The organism is Streptomyces sp. NPDC049954 (assembly GCF_040656295.1).
In the GTDB taxonomy this organism is placed as follows: Bacteria; Actinomycetota; Actinomycetes; order Streptomycetales; family Streptomycetaceae; genus Streptomyces.
The window spans coordinates 125,828-141,222 of the sequence record NZ_JBFALS010000005.1 but is presented as its reverse complement, the minus strand read 5'-3'; the positions used below and the strand labels follow the sequence as shown (position 1 = coordinate 141,222).

General features: G+C 70.9%; 14 protein-coding genes. 13 read left to right on the top strand and 1 reads right to left on the bottom strand.

Annotation, left to right across the window (positions count from 1 at the left end; genetic code table 11):
- The first annotated feature begins 65 nt into the window (after nt 1–65).
- From AB0J21_RS12600 to AB0J21_RS12545, 12 genes are all read left to right on the top strand, one after another.
- A complete protein-coding gene (locus AB0J21_RS12600) occupies nt 66–3,644 on the top strand; it encodes a S8 family serine peptidase (RefSeq protein WP_363145878.1) in 3,579 nt (1,192 codons plus the stop codon).
- A 168-nt stretch (nt 3,645–3,812) separates the two neighbouring features.
- Nucleotides 3,813–4,586: a metalloregulator ArsR/SmtB family transcription factor gene (locus tag AB0J21_RS12595; protein WP_363145877.1), complete on the top strand. Its 774-nt coding sequence runs from the start codon at nt 3,813–3,815 to the stop codon at nt 4,584–4,586.
- Nucleotides 4,583–6,004: a Fe-S cluster assembly protein SufB gene (gene sufB, locus AB0J21_RS12590; RefSeq protein ID WP_363145876.1), complete on the top strand. Its 1,422-nt coding sequence runs from the start codon at nt 4,583–4,585 to the stop codon at nt 6,002–6,004. Before AB0J21_RS12595 ends, sufB begins: the two co-directional genes overlap by 4 nt.
- A 63-nt stretch (nt 6,005–6,067) precedes the next feature.
- Complete coding sequence (gene sufD / locus AB0J21_RS12585) at nt 6,068–7,249, top strand: Fe-S cluster assembly protein SufD (protein WP_363145875.1); 1,182 nt, start codon at nt 6,068–6,070, stop codon at nt 7,247–7,249.
- Complete coding sequence (locus AB0J21_RS12580) at nt 7,246–7,569, top strand: non-heme iron oxygenase ferredoxin subunit (protein WP_363145874.1); 324 nt, start codon at nt 7,246–7,248, stop codon at nt 7,567–7,569. Before sufD ends, AB0J21_RS12580 begins: the two co-directional genes overlap by 4 nt.
- Nucleotides 7,570–7,575: 6 nt before the next feature.
- Nucleotides 7,576–8,340, top strand: coding sequence for a Fe-S cluster assembly ATPase SufC (gene sufC / locus AB0J21_RS12575; protein WP_363145873.1), 765 nt, complete (start codon nt 7,576–7,578; stop codon nt 8,338–8,340).
- A complete protein-coding gene (locus AB0J21_RS12570) occupies nt 8,337–9,608 on the top strand; it encodes a cysteine desulfurase (protein ID WP_363145872.1) in 1,272 nt (423 codons plus the stop codon). The genes sufC and AB0J21_RS12570 overlap by 4 nt, the downstream gene beginning before the upstream one ends.
- 12 nt (nt 9,609–9,620) lie before the next feature.
- Nucleotides 9,621–10,091: a Fe-S cluster assembly sulfur transfer protein SufU gene (gene sufU / locus AB0J21_RS12565; protein WP_363145871.1), complete on the top strand. Its 471-nt coding sequence runs from the start codon at nt 9,621–9,623 to the stop codon at nt 10,089–10,091.
- Nucleotides 10,088–10,426 carry a metal-sulfur cluster assembly factor gene (locus AB0J21_RS12560; RefSeq protein ID WP_363145870.1) on the top strand — a complete coding sequence of 113 codons (339 nt, stop codon included), beginning with the start codon at nt 10,088–10,090 and terminating at the stop codon, nt 10,424–10,426. The genes sufU and AB0J21_RS12560 overlap by 4 nt, the downstream gene beginning before the upstream one ends.
- A gap of 286 nt (nt 10,427–10,712) precedes the next feature.
- Complete coding sequence (locus AB0J21_RS12555) at nt 10,713–12,245, top strand: MFS transporter (protein WP_363145869.1); 1,533 nt, start codon at nt 10,713–10,715, stop codon at nt 12,243–12,245.
- A gap of 65 nt (nt 12,246–12,310) precedes the next feature.
- Nucleotides 12,311–12,631 (top strand): multidrug efflux SMR transporter, encoded by a 321-nt coding sequence (locus AB0J21_RS12550; RefSeq protein WP_363146233.1) that lies wholly within the window; start codon nt 12,311–12,313, stop codon nt 12,629–12,631.
- Nucleotides 12,631–13,197: a TetR family transcriptional regulator gene (locus AB0J21_RS12545; protein ID WP_363145868.1), complete on the top strand. Its 567-nt coding sequence runs from the start codon at nt 12,631–12,633 to the stop codon at nt 13,195–13,197. The genes AB0J21_RS12550 and AB0J21_RS12545 overlap by 1 nt, the downstream gene beginning before the upstream one ends.
- A gap of 59 nt (nt 13,198–13,256) precedes the next feature.
- Here the strand turns inward: AB0J21_RS12545 and AB0J21_RS12540 are convergent, their stop codons facing one another.
- Complete coding sequence (locus AB0J21_RS12540) at nt 13,257–14,138, bottom strand: winged helix-turn-helix transcriptional regulator (protein ID WP_363145867.1); 882 nt, start codon at nt 14,136–14,138, stop codon at nt 13,257–13,259.
- A gap of 136 nt (nt 14,139–14,274) precedes the next feature.
- Here AB0J21_RS12540 and dapD point away from each other — a divergent pair, with 136 nt between their 5' ends.
- Nucleotides 14,275–15,264, top strand: coding sequence for a 2,3,4,5-tetrahydropyridine-2,6-dicarboxylate N-succinyltransferase (gene dapD / locus AB0J21_RS12535; protein WP_363145866.1), 990 nt, complete (start codon nt 14,275–14,277; stop codon nt 15,262–15,264).
- The last annotated feature ends 131 nt before the right edge of the window (nt 15,265–15,395 follow it).

Sequence of the window (15,395 nt, the reverse complement as noted above, 5' to 3'; positions counted from 1 at the left end):
TCCCGCACCACGTGTGTACCCGGGCGGCGGCGCCTGCCGCCGCCCGGCCGGAGGAGGAGTTCGACGTGAACCGACACAGACCCGGGTGGCGAGGACTGTTCGCCGCCGCGCTGGCCACGGCCGTGGGAGCGCCCTTCCTGGGCGCGCCGCCCGCGACGGCCGCCGACCCGGCACCGCGACCCACCGCCCTGCTCCAGAAGGCCGAAGGCCGGGTACTCAAGGACCTCGGCCGACGGGAGCGGGCCTCTTTCTGGGTCCAGCTGGACTCGGAGGCCGACACCTCGGCGGCCCGCAGGACGAAGCGGAAGACCGACAAGGACCGCGCGGTCGTCAAGGCCAAGACCGCGCACGCGGACCGGAGCCAGAAGGCGCTGCGGGCGCTGCTGAAGGACGCGGGCGCGCGCTACACCCCGTTCTGGATCAGCAACACCATCGAGGTCACCGGCGACAAGGCCCTGGCCGAGAAGATCGCCGCCCGCCCCGAAGTCGCCTCGATCCGGGCCGACGAGCCGGTCAGGCTCCCCGCGCCGCTCAAGGCCACGACGGAACCCGGCGTCGACGGCGTCGAGTGGAACATCGACCGGATCAACGCGCCCAAGGTCTGGGACGAGTTCGGCGTACGCGGTGAGGGCGTCGTCATCGGCAGCATCGACACCGGCGTCGACTACCGGCATCCCGCGCTCGCGGCGGCCTATCGCGGCCTGAAGGCCGACGGGTCCTACGACCACGCGTACAACTGGTTCGACGCCGTCGGCAGCTGCTCCGGCAGCGCCCCCTGCGACGACAACGGCCACGGAACCCACACCACGGGGACCATGGTCGGCGACGACGGCAGCGGCAACGCCATCGGTGTCGCCCCCGGAGCCTCCTGGATCGCGGCCAAGGGCTGCGGGGCCGTGGACTGCCCCCAGTCGGCGCTGCTCGCGGCCGGTCAGTGGATGCTCGCCCCCACGGACGCCGACGGCGAGAACCCGCGCCCGGACCTCGCCCCCGACATCATCAACAACTCCTGGGGCGCCGACACCCTCGACACCTGGTACCAGGCCATGGTCCAGGCCTGGCGCGACGCCGGAATCTTCCCCGCGTTCTCCAACGGCAACACCGGCCCCTCGTGCGACACCGCCGGCTCCCCGGGCGCGTACACCAACACGTACTCCTCCGGCGCCTTCGACAGCAGCGGCAGGATCGCGGACTTCTCCTCGCGCGGCCCCGGCGTCGACGGCACCGTCAAGCCGAACATCGCCGCACCCGGCGTGAACATCCGCTCGGCGGCCCCCGGCGGCGGCTACGTCGCCAAGTCCGGTACGTCGATGGCCTCACCGCACACCGCGGCCACCGTGGCCCTCGTCTGGTCGGCGGCCCCCTCGCTGCGCGGTGACGTCACGGCGACCGAGGCGCTCCTGAACGACTCCGCGACCGACGTGGACGCGACGTCCTGCGGAGGCACCGCGGACTTCAACAACATCTACGGCGAGGGCCGGCTCGACGCCTACGCCGCGGTCTCCGCCGCCCCGCGCCGGAACGTCGGCGCCCTCACCGGCACCGTCACCGCGGACGGCGACCCGGCGGCCGAGATCCAGGTGGACGTCGACGGCCCCATGCACGCGCTGGTCCACACGAAGGCGGACGGCACCTACCGGTTCCCGCGTCTGGTCGCCGGCGACTACCGGGTGGCCGTGAGCAAGTTCGGCTACGTCACGCAGGAGGCGGAGGCCACCGTCGCCGAGGACGCGACGGCCACCCTCGACGCGGCCCTCGCCACCGCCCCCACCGGCACCGTCACCGGCCTCGTGAGCAGCGCGTCCGGAGCCGAGGCCGAGGTGACGGTCAAGGTGCAGGGCACCCCGGTCCGCGTCGAGACCGGCGCCGACGGCAGGTACACGCTCACCGTGCCCGTCGGCAGCTACCAGTTCGGCGTGACCCCGCTCAACCACTGCGCGGCCGCCGTCGGCGTCGCCGTCGTCGTGGCCAAGGGCGCCAACACCAGGAACGTCGCGCTCGCCTCCCGCAGCGACGCCTTCGGCACCACCTGCCGCCAGACCGACGAGGCCTACCCGGCCGGCCGGGACAAGCTCCCCCTCAACCCGCCGACCGGCTCCTACGCCGCCGTCACCCTCCCCTTCCCGGTCGCCCTGTACGGGCACACCTACGACAAGGGCTGGGTGACCCGCGACGGGCAGCTGGTCTTCGGCTACCTGAACATGGGGGACAACGGCGGCCTGCCCAGCACCTCGGGGGCCAACGGAGCCCTGTCCCCGTTCTGGGACCAGCTCACGACGGACGCCGCCTCCGGCGTCTACACGGCCGTGCGGGGCACCGCGCCGCACCGCGAGTACGTCGTCGAGTGGCGCGACATGCCGCTGGCCAGGGACACCTCGCAGCGCGTCGGCTTCGCCGTCACGATCAGCGAGGACGGAACATACACCTTCCACTACCAGGGCATCGGCGACGGCGCCTACGAGCGGGGGAGCGGCGCCACGATCGGCGCCGAGAACCACGAGGGCACCGACGGGTTCCAGTACTCCCGCGACGAGCAGTCGCTGCGCGAGGGCATGGCGATCAGGTTCCGGCCCGAGGGGCACGCCGTCGTCTCCGGCACGGTGACCGACGCGAACGACGCCGAGCCGGTCGCCGGAGCGAACGTCGCGGTCACCCGTGGCGGTACGACGCTCGCCACCGTCACCTCCGGCGCCGACGGCTCGTATCTCACGCAGATCCCCGCCACCACCGCGGCGAGCCACCGGATCGCGGTCACGGCGCCGCACTACACGGCCGCCGGCAGCACGGTCACTCTGGAGAGCCTCTCCGCCGTGGGCACCCGGACGGCGCTGCGCACCGGCGCGGTGTCGGCCGCGTCCGACGCGGACCAGGCGCTGATCATGACGGTGGGGGAGCAGCGCGCACGCACCCTGACCCTCACCAACAGCGGCGCGCCGGCCGCCTACTCGGTCGCCGAGAAGAACGGCGCGGACTGGCTGAAGGTGGCCTCGGCCTCGGGCAGTCTCGCCACGGGCGCCCAGCGGAAGATCACACTGACCTTCGACACCACGACGGCCAGACCGGGCACGGTGCTCACCGGCGCCCTCCAGGTCACCTCGGAGAGCGGCCGTACGCCGACGGTCTCGCTGCCCCTGAAGGTGATCGTGCCCGCCTACCGGGCGGGGATCGACGTCGGAGCCGACACCGCGTCCGTCGACACGGCGGGCGACACCTGGTCGCCGGACCTCGCGTACGCGGACGGCTCCTACGGCTACGTAGGCCGGGACACCACCACGACCTACACCCGCAACACCATCGCGGGGGCCGCCGACTCCCGGGAGCAGCAGTTGCTGCGCTCGGGGCGCGAGGGCGCGAGCGGGTACCGCTTCGACGCCGTCCCCGACGGCACCTACCAGGTAGAGCTGGGCTTCGCCGAACCCGCCGCGAAGAAACCCGGCCAGCGGGTCTTCGACGTGACGGCGGAGGGCGTCGAGAAGGTGTCCGACATCGACATCCGGCTGGAGTCGGGCGGCGTCCGCACGGCCCTGACCAGGACCTTCACGGTCAAGGTGAGCGACGGCCGGCTGGACGTGGGCCTGTCCGCGATCACCGGCGAGACCCTGGTCAACTCGGTCCGGGTGACCCAGCGGCCCGATCTGGCCTGATCCGGCCACGCTCCCGAGGGCCCGTCCCGGCACCCCGCCGGGGCGGGCCCTCGGCCTGCGCGCGGCCCCGCAGGAGAGCTGATTAGGTAACCCTAAGTGATGGATTGCACGGCTGATCGTTCCGGACCGTGGTTGTCATGGCCGGAGGAATTACGCAACAATGGCGTTGTGAAATACCTGGGCGAGGCTCCGCAGGAGGAAGCCGCGACCGGTGAGCGCTCGACGCGCAACCGGGTCGCGCGCTCCATCCTGGACCACGGCCCCTCGACCGTGGCCGAGCTGGCCCGCCGCCTCGGACTGACCCAGGCGGCCGTACGCCGTCACCTCGACGCGCTCGTCGCCGACGCGGTCGTGGAGGCCCGCGAGCAGCGGGTCTACGGGGCCCGCACCCGCGGCAGGCCGGCCAAGGTCTTCGCGCTGACCGACTGCGGACGCGACGCCTTCGACCAGTCCTACGACAAGCTCGCCACCGACGCGCTGCGCTGGATCGCGCAGTACGCGGGCGGGGAGGCGGCCGTCGCCGCCTTCGCCCGCTCCCGGATCGAGCAGAGCGGCGCGGGCTACCGCGCGGCGGTCGAGAGCGCCGAGCCCGCCGAACGCGCCCAGGCCCTGGCCCGGGCGCTGACCGCGGACGGGTACGCTGCCACAGCGCGCAGCGCGCCCGGCCGGCAGCAGGGCGAACAGCTCTGCCAGCACCACTGCCCGGTGGCCCACGTGGCCGAACAGTTCCCGCAGCTGTGCGAGGCGGAGACGGAGTTCTTCTCCCAGCTGCTCGGCACCCACGTGCAGCGACTGGCCACCATCGCCCACGGTGACGGCGTGTGCACGACCTTCATCCCCCGGGGCGGCGCACCGCCGCCCTCCGAGGGCGAGGACGCGCCACCGTCCACCGAGAAGACCACCCACACATCAGCAAGCACGGCCGGGAGGAACCCCGCATGACTCTCCCCACGGAGACTGCCCACCCCGAACTCGAGGGTCTGGGTACGTACGAATACGGCTGGGCCGACTCCGACGTGGCCGGCGCCTCTGCGAAGCGCGGCATCAACGAGGACGTCGTCCGGGACATCTCCGCCAAGAAGAACGAGCCGGAGTGGATGACCAAGCTCCGCCTCAAGGGCCTCAAGCTCTTCGAGAAGAAGCCCATGCCGAACTGGGGCTCGGACCTCTCGGGCATCGACTTCGACAACATCAAGTACTTCGTGCGCTCCACGGAGAAGCAGGCGGAGTCCTGGGAGGACCTGCCCGAGGACATCAAGAACACGTACGACAAGCTCGGCATCCCGGAGGCGGAGAAGCAGCGCCTGGTCGCCGGTGTCGCCGCGCAGTACGAGTCCGAGGTCGTCTACCACCAGATCCGCGAGGACCTGGAGGAGCAGGGCGTCATCTTCCTGGACACGGACACCGCGCTGCGCGAGCACCCGGACCTGTTCAAGGAGTACTTCGGCACCGTCATCCCGGTCGGCGACAACAAGTTCGCCTCGCTGAACTCCGCGGTGTGGTCGGGCGGTTCCTTCATCTACGTGCCGAAGGGCGTGCACGTGGAGATCCCGCTCCAGGCGTACTTCCGCATCAACACCGAGAACATGGGCCAGTTCGAGCGGACGCTGATCATCGTCGACGAGGACGCCTACGTCCACTACGTCGAGGGCTGCACGGCGCCGATCTACAAGTCGGACTCCCTGCACTCGGCCGTGGTCGAGATCATCGTGAAGAAGGGCGCCCGCTGCCGCTACACGACGATCCAGAACTGGTCGAACAACGTCTACAACCTGGTCACCAAGCGCGCCGTGGCCTACGAGGGCGCGACCATGGAGTGGGTCGACGGCAACATCGGCTCCAAGGTCACCATGAAGTACCCGGCCGTCTACCTGATGGGCGAGCACGCCAAGGGCGAGACGCTGTCCATCGCCTTCGCGGGCGAGGGCCAGCACCAGGACGCGGGCTCGAAGATGGTCCACATGGCGCCGAACACCTCCTCCAACATCGTGTCGAAGTCGGTGGCCCGCGGCGGCGGCCGCACCTCGTACCGCGGTCTGGTCGAGATCGGCGAGGGCGCCCACGGCTCCAAGTCGAACGTGCTGTGCGACGCGCTGCTCGTGGACACGATCTCCCGCTCGGACACCTACCCCTACGTGGACGTCCGCGAGGACGACGTGTCGATGGGCCACGAGGCGACCGTCTCCAAGGTCTCCGACGACCAGCTCTTCTACCTCATGAGCCGCGGACTGACCGAGTTCGAGGCCATGGCGATGATCGTGCGCGGCTTCGTCGAGCCCATCGCCAAGGAGCTGCCCATGGAGTACGCGCTCGAACTGAACCGGCTGATCGAGCTCCAGATGGAAGGCGCCGTCGGCTGACCGCCCGGCCTCGCGCAACACCGACCGACCCATTGACGTAGGAAAGAGAGCACCAGAACAGCCATGGCTGAGGCTCAGAGTATTGCCGCGGGTTCCACCACCGCCGGCCAGATCGCGGTGGCGGCCGAGTCCACCGTCGTCTCCAGGATGAGCGCGCCGCCGTCCTACGACGTCGCCGACTTCCCCGTGCCGCACGGCCGCGAGGAGGAGTGGCGGTTCACGCCGCTGGAGCGGCTGCGCGGGCTGCACGACGGCACCGCCGTCGCCGACGGCCGCATCCAGGTCGAGGTGAACGCCCCCGCCGGCGTCACCCAGGAGACCGTGGACCGCGAGGACCCGCGCGTCGGCAGGGCCGGCACCCCGGTGGACCGGGTCGCGGCCCAGGCCTACAGCTCCTTCGAGAAGGCCTCGGTCATCACCGTCCCGAAGGAGACGGTGCTCACCGAGCCCGTCCGCATCACCGTCGAGGGCCACGGCGGCACCGCCTACGCCCACCAGGTGGTCGAACTGGGCGCCTTCGCCGAGGCCGTCGTCGTCATCGACCACACCGGTGACGCGGTGCTCGCCGCCAACGTCGACTTCCTCGTCGGTGACGGGGCCAAGCTCACCGTCGTCTCCGTGCAGGACTGGGCGGACGGCGCCGTGCACGTCGGGCAGCACAACGCGCTGCTCGGCCGCGACGCCTCCTTCAAGTCCGTGGTCGTCACCTTCGGCGGCGACCTCGTCCGCCTCTCCCCGCGCGTGAGCTACGGGAGCACCGGTGGCGAGGCCCAGCTTCTCGGCCTGTACTTCACCGACAAGGGCCAGCACCAGGAGCACCGCCTCTTCGTCGACCACAACGCCCCGCACTGCACGTCCAACGTGAGCTACAAGGGCGCGCTGCAGGGCCAGGACGCGCACGCCGTGTGGATCGGGGACGTCCTCATCGAGGCCGCCGCCGAGGGCACCGACACCTACGAGATGAACCGCAACCTCGTCCTCACCGACGGGGCCCGGGTCGACTCGGTGCCGAACCTGGAGATCGAGACCGGCGAGATCGCCGGCGCCGGTCACGCCTCCACCACCGGCCGCTTCGACGACGAGCAGCTGTTCTACCTGATGTCCCGGGGGGTCCCCGAGGACGACGCCCGCCGCCTCGTGGTGCGCGGCTTCTTCGCCGAGCTGGTCCAGCAGATCGGGCTGCCCGACGTCGAGGAACGCCTGCTCACCAAGATCGAGGAGGAGCTGGAGGCGTCGGTCGGATGACTGCCCACTTCCAGCGCGCCTGCGGCGCCGACGAGCTGACCGAGGACACCCCCAAGCGGGTGGAACTGGACGGTACGCCGGTCGCCGTGGTGCGCACCGAGGGCGAGGTGTTCGCGATCAACGACATCTGCTCGCACGCCAACGTCTCGCTCTCCGAGGGCGAGGTGGAGGACTGCCGGATCGAGTGCTGGCTGCACGGCTCCAGCTTCGACCTGCGCACCGGCAAGCCCTCCGGGCTGCCCGCGACGCGCCCCGTTCCCGTATACCCCGTAAAGATCGAAGGGGACGACGTGCTCGTCTCCCTCTCCCAGGAGTCCTGAGGCAACATGAGCTCGCTTGAAATCCACGACCTGCACGTCACCGTCGAGGCGGACAACGCCACGAAGGAGATCCTCAAGGGCGTCGACCTCACCGTGAAGCAGGGCGAGACGCACGCCATCATGGGCCCCAACGGCTCCGGCAAGTCGACCCTCGCCTACTCCCTCGCGGGTCACCCCAAGTACACGATCACCGGCGGCACCGTCACCCTCGACGGTGAGAACGTCCTGGAGATGACCGTCGACGAGCGCGCCCGCGCCGGTCTCTTCCTCGCCATGCAGTACCCGGTCGAGGTGCCCGGCGTCTCGGTCTCCAACTTCCTGCGCACCTCCGCGACCGCGATCCGCGGCGAGGCCCCCAAGCTGCGCACCTGGGTGAAGGAGGTCCGCGAGGCCATGGAGCGCCTCCAGATGGACCCCGCCTTCGCCGAGCGCAACGTCAACGAGGGCTTCTCCGGCGGCGAGAAGAAGCGCCACGAGATCCTCCAGCTCGAACTGCTCAAGCCGAAGTTCGCGGTGCTCGACGAGACCGACTCCGGTCTCGACGTCGACGCCCTGCGCGTCGTCTCCGAGGGCGTCAACCGGGTGCGCGAGTCCGGTGAGGTCGGCACCCTGCTGATCACCCACTACACGCGCATCCTGCGGTACATCAAGCCCGACTTCGTGCACGTCTTCGTGGGCGGCAAGGTCGCCGAGTCCGGTGGCCCCGAGCTCGCCGACAAGCTGGAGAACGAGGGCTACGAGTCCTACGTGAAGGGTGGCGTATCCGCGTGACTGACGCCCGCCAGGGGCTCCAGGGTCTCCTCGACACGGAGGCGATCCGCAAGGACTTCCCGATCCTGGGCCGCCAGGTCCACGACGGCAAGACCCTCGTCTACCTGGACAACGCGGCGACCTCGCAGACGCCCCGCCAGGTCATCGACACGCTCAGTGAGTACTACGAGCGCTACAACGCCAACGTCCACCGCGGTGTGCACGTCCTCGCCGAGGAGGCCACCGCGCTGTACGAGGGCGCACGGGACAAGGTCGCGGAGTTCATCAACGCGCCCAGCCGTGACGAGGTCGTCTTCACGAAGAACGCCTCCGAATCGCTGAACCTCGTGGCCAACATGCTCGGCTGGGCCGACGAGCCCTACCGGGTCGACCACGAGACCGAGATCGTCATCACGGAGATGGAGCACCACTCCAACATCGTGCCCTGGCAGCTGCTCTCGCAGCGCACGGGAGCGAAGCTGAAGTGGTTCGGCGTCGACGTCACCGACGGCAGCCTCGACCTGTCGCGCATCGACGAGGTCATCACGGAGAAGACGAAGATCGTCTCCTTCGTGCTGGTCTCGAACATCCTCGGTACGCACAACCCGGTCGAGCAGATCGTGCGCCGCGCCCACGAGGTCGGCGCGCTCGTGCTGATCGACGCCTCGCAGGCCGCCCCGCACATGCCGATGGACGTACAGGCGCTCCAGGCGGACTTCGTGGCCTTCACCGGCCACAAGATGTGCGGGCCCACCGGCATCGGCGTGCTGTGGGGCAGGCAGGAACTCCTGGAGGACCTGCCCCCGTTCCTCGGCGGCGGCGAGATGATCGAGACCGTCTCGATGAACTCCTCCACCTACGCCCCGGCCCCGCACAAGTTCGAGGCGGGCACGCCTCCGATCGCGCAGGCCGTGGGCCTGGGCGCGGCCGTGGACTACCTCGGCTCGATCGGCATGGACAAGATCGCCGCGCACGAGAAGGCGATCACCCGGTACGCGGTCGAGCGGCTGCGGGAGGTCCCGGACCTGCGGATCATCGGGCCGACCACGGCCGAGGAGCGCGGTTCCGCGATCTCGTTCACGCTGGGCGACATCCACCCGCACGACGTGGGACAGGTGCTCGACGAACAGGGCATCGCGGTCCGGGTCGGTCACCACTGCGCGCGCCCCGTGTGCCTGCGGTACGGAATTCCCGCGACCACGCGAGCGTCGTTCTATCTGTACTCCACGCCGGCCGAGGTGGACGCCCTGGTCGACGGCCTGGAGCACGTCCGTAACTTCTTCGGATAGGGACTTGAGCCGGTGAAGCTGGATTCCATGTACCAGGACGTCATCCTGGACCACTACAAGCACCCGCACGGGCGGGGCTTGCGCGAGGGCGACGCCGAGGTGCACCACGTCAACCCGACGTGCGGCGACGAGATCACCCTGCGCGTCAAGTACGAGGGCTCGCGCATCGCCGACGTCAGCTACGAGGGGCAGGGCTGCTCGATCAGCCAGGCCAGCGCCTCGGTCCTGAACGACCTGCTGGTCGGCAAGGAGCTGGCCGAGGCACAGCAGATCCAGGGCACCTTCCTGGAACTGATGCAGTCCAAGGGCCGTATCGAGCCGGACGAGGCGATGGAGGAGGTGCTGGAGGACGCGGTGGCCTTCGCCGGCGTCTCCAAGTACCCCGCGCGGGTCAAGTGCGCCCTGCTGAGCTGGATGGCCTGGAAGGACGCGACCGCCCAGGCCCTGGGCGCGACCGAGCCCGCCGAGAGGAAGACCGCATGAGCGAGAACGAAGCGGCCACGATGACGCCCGCCTCCGAGGAGGAGCTGCGCGAGGCCCTGATGGACGTCGTCGACCCCGAACTGGGTATCGACGTCGTCAACCTGGGGCTCATCTACGGACTGCACATCGACGAGGCGAACATCGCCACCGTCGACATGACCCTGACCTCCGCGGCCTGCCCGCTCACCGACGTCATCGAGGACCAGGCCAGGTCCGCGACCGACGGCATCGTGAACGAGCTGCGGATCAACTGGGTCTGGATGCCGCCGTGGGGCCCCGACAAGATCACCGACGACGGCCGCGAGCAGCTGCGCGCGCTGGGATTCAACGTCTGAGACAGCTCGGTCACCGAGCTGGGACAGCTGGTGCGGGTGGCTGATTCCGCTCCCTCGGGAGCGGTGGCCACTCCCGCGCGTTGAGGGCCGGGCGCCTGGGTTCATCCCCAGGTGCCCGGCCCTTTTCCCTGCCCGGAAACTTGTTGCCTGTGCCACCTTTTTCGCTTTTCCGCGTCTGATCAGCGGTTTTCCGGGCAGCCGGGGTGACGGAAGGCGGTGGGCGCCTTCCCGGACCGCAGGCGGAGGGACCGCCCGGCCCGTGCATGGAGGAAGGGACTTCCGGCCAGTGGCGACCGACAGTACGACGATCCCGGAGGCGGACGAGTCCGCCGGGCCCGACGCGGCGGCCCTGCGGCGCCACCGCGTCCTGTTCCGCACCGTCGAGCGGCGGCGCTCCCGGCCCCGGCTGCGCCGCACGGACATCACGGTGACCGAGCTGCCCGCCGTACGGCGCGCGGTCAAGGCCGCCGCGCTGGGCAACGCGATGGAGTGGTTCGACTTCGGCCTCTACAGCTACCTCGCGGTCACCCTCGGCAAGGTGTTCTTCCCCTCGGGGAACGCGACCGCGCAGACCCTGGCCTCCTTCGGCGCCTTCGCGGCGGCCTTCCTGCTGCGGCCCATCGGCGGGTTCGTGTTCGGCCCGCTCGGTGACCGGATCGGCCGCAAGAAGGTCCTCTCGCTCACCATGATCATGATGGCGGTGGGCACCTTCGCGATCGGGCTCATCCCGTCCTACGCGGCCATCGGGATCTGGTCCCCGGCCCTGCTGCTGTTCTTCCGCGTGGTGCAGGGCTTCTCCACCGGCGGCGAGTACGGCGGGGCGGCCACCTTCATCGCCGAGTACGCGCCCGACCGGCGCCGCGGCTTCTTCGGCAGCTTCCTGGAGTTCGGCACCCTCGCCGGCTACGTGGCCGCCGCCTCGATGGTCACGGTGCTGAGCACCGTCCTGTCCGACGGCGCGATGCTCGGCTGGGGCTGGCGCGTGCCCTTCCTCGTCGCGGGCCCCCTCGGTCTGGTCGGCCTCTACCTGCGGATGAAGCTGGAGGACACCCCTGCCTACCAGGAGCTGGAACGTCAGCAGGACCAGGCGGCGGGGGAGCGGCCCAAGTTCAGCTTCGCGCGGCTCTTCCGCGAGCACTGGCGCGCGCTGCTGCTGTGCCTCGTGCTGGTCGCCGCGTACGACATCACCGACTACGCCCTGCTGTCCTACCTGCCGACGTACCTGACCGAGCAGCTCGACTACGGCACCACCGCCGGGCTCGTCGCGCTCGTCGTCGTCATGATCGTGCTGATGTGCCTCGTGCACCCGGTCGGCAGGCTCAGCGACCGGATCGGCCGCAAGCCGGTGCTGACGGCCGGGATGCTCGGCTTCCTGGTGCTGTCGCTGCCGGCGTTCCTGCTGCTCAAGATGGGCGGGCACCTCGCGATCTACGCGGGGCTGCTGCTGCTCGGGCTGTGCCTGCTGATGTTCCTCGCCTCGATGTCGGCGGCGCTGCCCGCGCTCTTCCCGACCGAGGTGCGCAACTCGGCGCTCGCCATCGCCTTCAACGTGGCCGGCTCGCTGTTCGGCGGGACGACCCCGCTGGTCATGGCCGGGCTGATCAGCGTGAGCGGCAACGACCTGATGCCCGCCTTCTACCTCATGGCGGCGGCCGCCGTCGGCCTGGTCGCGGTGGCGCTCACCAAGGAGACCGCCCGCCGCCCGCTGGAGGGCTCACCGCCCGCCGTCGCCACCGAGGAGGAGGCGATCGCCCTGGTCGAGGCGCAGTACGCGGACCAGACCGGGCGCGGCGAGAAGCTGGCCGTCGCCAACGGCTGACGGCGTCCCCGTCACCGACGCAGCCCATGTGTACGGGCGTACGCATCATGCGTACTCTCGTCCACATGGGCTACGTCATGCTTGCCGGGGCGATCGTGTCCGAGGTCGGTGCCACCACCGCCATGAAGTACAGCGAGGGCTTCAGCAGGCTCTGGCCCTCGCTGCTCACCCTCGCCGGGTACCTGCTCGCCTTCAGCCTGCTCTCGCAGACCCTCAAGACCCTCGACGTCGGCACGGCCTACGCCATCTGGGCCGGGGCGGGGACCGCGCTGATCGCCGTGATCGGGATGATGTTCCTCGGGGAGGCGGTCACCGTCGCCCGTCTCGCCGGTGTCCTGCTGGTCATCGGCGGGGTCGTCCTGCTCAACCTGGGAGGCGCCCACTGATGGCCGCACGCCGCTACGACCCCGAGCGCAGGCAGCGCATCATCGACGCCGCGATCCGGGTGGTCGGCCGCTCCGGCATCGCGGGGCTCAGTCACCGCACCGTCGCCGCCGAGGCCGACGTACCGCTCGGCTCCACGACATACCACTTCGCGAACCTCGACGAACTCCTGATCGCCGCGCTGCGCCAGACCAACGAGGGCTTCGCCCGGCTCCTGCGGGAACGCGGCGCCCTGAGCGGACCGGTCGGCGAGCTGCCGGGACGGCTCGCCGCCGCCCTGGGCATCTGGATGGACCGGGGACGCGCGGGCGCCGGGGGCGGGCGGCGGGCGAGCGCCGAGCTGGAGTGCGAGCTGTACCTCGCGGCGGTGCGCAGACCGGCGCTGCGGCCGGTCGCCGTCGAGTGGAGCAAGGAGTTCGAGGAGCCCCTCGGCGCCCGCACCGACCCCGCCACCGCCCGCGCCGTGGTCGCCCTCATGGACGGCATCTGCATCCAGACGCTGCTGCGGGAAGCGCCGTACGACGAGGACGGCGCGCGGGAGATGCTGGGGCGGCTGCTCGGGGTGTGAGGCCCGGTGGGCGGGGGTGCGGCTCCTCCGCATGGGGGGTGCGGCTCCTCCGACGGGGCTCAGCCGCCCAGTCGCCGTACGGCCTCCAGCGCCGCGGTCACACTCGCCACGACGTCGGTCACCGGATAGAAGACCTCCCGCACGGTGCGCTCCCGGTCCACGACCAGGGTCAGCCGTTTGAGCCGCCGGGTGTCCGCCACGCGGAAGGTCGGCAGCCGCAGCGCCGCCGTCAACTCCCCCTCGGCGTCCGAGAGCAGGGGAAAGCGCAGCCCCTCCTTCGCGGCGAACGCACGCTGCTCGTCCGGGCGTTGCGTCGACACGCCGTGCACCGCCGCCCCCGCCGCACGGAACTCGGACAACGAGTCCTGGTACGTACAGGACTCCAGGGTGCAGCCGGAGGCGCCCGGAACGGCCGCCCAGTCCGGGGGATAGGAGGAGCGGTCCGCGAAGGCCGCGGGAAAGCAGTACAGGACGGTGAACGGGGCGTCCCCGGCCACCGGATCACGCCGGCCGCCCTCCGCCTGCGGGAGCAGCAACTCGGGAAGCCGGGTCCCGCGCAGCGCGTGCACCCGTCCCGCCTCGGCCGACCGCTCGTCCGTCGTCGCCATCGTCTCCCCCTCGCCCAGAATCCACGTGTCCCCCCAGTCCTGGAGGGCGATCAGCACCGGAAGCAGCGCCCGGCCGCGCGGCGTCAGCCGGTACGCGTGACGGACCGGACGCTCCTGGTAGGGAGCGCGGTCCACGACCTGAGCCTCCACCAGCAGCCGCAGGCGTTCCGCGAGCACCTTGCGGGACACCCCGAGACCCGTCTGGAGGGCGTCGAAGCGGTGCACCCCGCGCGCCACGTCGCGCACGATCAGCAGCGTCCAGGCGTCGCCGACCACACCGAGGGCCTGGGCGACGGCGCAGTGGTCGTCGCCCGGACCGGTCCGCAGCGCCATCCGGACGCCCTCCTCACACCCTCGACCTAGTCAGTTCCTCCGGGGAACTTACCAGGTGCCCAGTGCGCCCGCCCCGCCCGGCGCACACCGTGGGACCGGTTCGCCTCGGCGGGCCCGGGAACGTTAGGTTGCCCTCATGACCGACACGACTGCTTCTCGCACCACCGGCGCCGTCGCCGCCGGACTCGCGACCCTCGCCGAGGACGGCACCGTCCTCGACACCTGGTTCCCCGCCCCCGAGCTGAGCGAGGACCCGGGACCGTCCGGGACCGAGCGCCTGAGCGCCGAGCGCGCCGCCGAACTGCTCGGCGAGGCCGCCGTGCGCGCCGTACGCCGGGACGAGGTCCGGGGCGTGGAGACCGTCGCCGTCCGCACGGTCATCTCCTCCCTCGACGACAAGCCGCTCGACACCCACGACGTCTACCTGCGCCTGCACCTGCTCTCGCACCGTCTCGTCGCGCCGCACGGCCAGAACCTCGACGGCATCTTCGGGCTGCTCGCCAACGTCGCCTGGACCTCGCTGGGCCCGGTCCCGGTCGGCACCCTGGAGCAGGCGCGGCTCAACGCCCGTGCGCAGGGCCTGCACCTCCAGGTCACCTCGGTCGACAAGTTCCCGCGCATGACGGACTACGTCGCGCCGAAGGGCGTACGGATCGCCGACGCCGACCGGGTCAGGCTCGGCGCGCACCTCGCCGACGGCACCACCGTCATGCACGAGGGCTTCGTCAACTTCAACGCGGGCACCCTCGGCACCTCGATGGTCGAGGGCCGCATCTCGGCCGGTGTGGTCGTCGGCGACGGCTCCGACATCGGTGGCGGCGCCTCCACGATGGGCACCCTGTCCGGCGGCGGCAACGTCCGCATCGTCATCGGTGAACGCTGCCTGGTGGGCGCCGAGGCGGGCGTCGGCATCGCACTCGGCGACGAGTGCGTCGTCGAGGCCGGCCTGTACGTCACCGCGGGCACCCGCGTCACCCTCCCGGACGGCCAGGTCGTCAAGGCCCGCGAACTGTCCGGCGCCGACAACATCCTCTTCCGCCGCAACTCGGTCACCGGCACGGTGGAGGCCCGGCCCAACAACGCGGTCTGGGGCGGGCTGAACGAGGTGCTGCACAGCCACAACTGACGTACACACCAGGCGTCTTCGAGCGCCCTTCCCGGTCCGTGCCGGCCGGGGAGGGCGCTTGTGCGTCTGCCTGGGCCGGGTTCCGGCCCAGGGGCTGCGTCCTCCCGAGGCAGGTACCGGTCGATACGATG

Excerpts from the sequence above, each read along its gene's own strand:
- AB0J21_RS12540 (WP_363145867.1), bottom strand. The coding sequence starts at position 14,138 with ATGGCGCTGCGGACCGGTCCGGGCGACGACCACTGCGCCGTCGCCCAG.
- AB0J21_RS12580 (WP_363145874.1), top strand. The coding sequence starts at position 7,246 with ATGACTGCCCACTTCCAGCGCGCCTGCGGCGCCGACGAGCTGACCGAG.
- AB0J21_RS12550 (WP_363146233.1), top strand. The coding sequence starts at position 12,311 with ATGGGCTACGTCATGCTTGCCGGGGCGATCGTGTCCGAGGTCGGTGCC.
- sufD (WP_363145875.1), top strand. The coding sequence starts at position 6,068 with ATGGCTGAGGCTCAGAGTATTGCCGCGGGTTCCACCACCGCCGGCCAG.
- sufB (WP_363145876.1), top strand. The coding sequence starts at position 4,583 with ATGACTCTCCCCACGGAGACTGCCCACCCCGAACTCGAGGGTCTGGGT.
- sufC (WP_363145873.1), top strand. The coding sequence starts at position 7,576 with ATGAGCTCGCTTGAAATCCACGACCTGCACGTCACCGTCGAGGCGGAC.
- dapD (WP_363145866.1), top strand. The coding sequence starts at position 14,275 with ATGACCGACACGACTGCTTCTCGCACCACCGGCGCCGTCGCCGCCGGA.
- AB0J21_RS12560 (WP_363145870.1), top strand. The coding sequence starts at position 10,088 with ATGAGCGAGAACGAAGCGGCCACGATGACGCCCGCCTCCGAGGAGGAG.
- AB0J21_RS12545 (WP_363145868.1), top strand. The coding sequence starts at position 12,631 with ATGGCCGCACGCCGCTACGACCCCGAGCGCAGGCAGCGCATCATCGAC.